This is a genomic window from Streptosporangium sp. NPDC049046, assembly GCF_040649155.1.
Lineage (GTDB): Bacteria > Actinomycetota > Actinomycetes > Streptosporangiales > Streptosporangiaceae > Streptosporangium.
This window is the reverse complement of record NZ_JBEZEZ010000097.1, coordinates 1-1,033: the sequence shown is the minus strand read 5'-3', so window position 1 is coordinate 1,033 and position 1,033 is coordinate 1. Positions and strand designations below refer to the sequence as shown.

The 1,033-nt window shown below is 70.6% G+C and carries 1 protein-coding gene and 1 pseudogene; both read right to left on the bottom strand.

The genetic code is table 11. The features are described 5' to 3' along the window. Positions 1-824 (bottom strand): Gfo/Idh/MocA family oxidoreductase (locus AB0B96_RS40865; RefSeq protein ID WP_362907693.1); only part of this gene is annotated, 824 nt, incomplete at its 3' end. Further along, positions 824-1,033: pseudogene (locus tag AB0B96_RS40860) on the bottom strand (sugar ABC transporter substrate-binding protein); the annotation flags it as partial. The pseudogene AB0B96_RS40860 and the gene AB0B96_RS40865, both read right to left, overlap by 1 nt.

Below are 1,033 nucleotides of genomic sequence, written 5' to 3'. Positions count from 1 at the left end.
TCGAACGACGCCAGCGCCCCACCACTGAGACGACCGATGAACAACGCCGCGTCATCGACGTCGACCTCCCCCATCTCCACCCCCGCACCGTCCGCGCCGCCCGCGGCGGCAGACAGACCCGCCGAGGCCTCGGCCAGCGGCCGCCGGGTGACGAACGTCTCGGTCAACCCCGAGACCTGCGTCAACCGCTGCCCGGTGATGAACTGCGCGGTATCGATGATGTGCGCGCCGATGTCACCCAACGCCCCAGAGCCGGCCAGATCCTTGCGCAGCCGCCACACCAGCGGGAAGTCCGGATCGACGATCCAGTCCTGCAGATACTGCGCCCGCACGTGCCGAATCTGACCCAGGCGGCCCTCGGCCACCCAGCGGGCGGCCTGGGCCACGGCCGGTACCCGACGGTAGTTGAACGCCACCATCGCATACACCCCCCGCTCGGCCGCCGCCCGCGCCGCCTTGGCCATCGCCTCGGCCTCGGCCACCGTGTTGGCCAGCGGCTTTTCGCACAACACGTGCTTGCCCGCCTCCAGCGCGGCGATCGCGATCTCGGCGTGCGAATCACCCGGCGTGCAGATGTCGACCACATCGACATCCTGTCGCGCGATCAACGCCCGCCAGTCGGTCTCGGCCGCCGCCCAGCCCAGCTGCTCGGCCGCCGCCGCCGTCCCCTGCGGTGAGCGCCCGCACACCGCGGCCATCACCGGCCGCACCGGCAGGTCGAAGAACGCCGACACACTGCGCCACGCCTGGGAATGCACCCGGCCCATGAAGGCGTAGCCGACCATGCCGATGCCCAGCGCCGGCTTGCTGTCCGCAGCCGCCATCAGGACTCGAATCCCAGCGGCAGGTACTCGGCCACGTTCTCCTTGGTGATCGTCTCCGAGGCCAGGGTGATCGACTGGGGCACCTGGTTCTCCACCAGGTCGCTCATCCCCTTGCCCTGCGCGATCAGGCGGGCCAGCTTGATCGCCGAGGAGGCCATCGTGGGGCTGTAGGTCACCGTGGCCTCCAGCACCCCCGAGCCGGCCTGGAT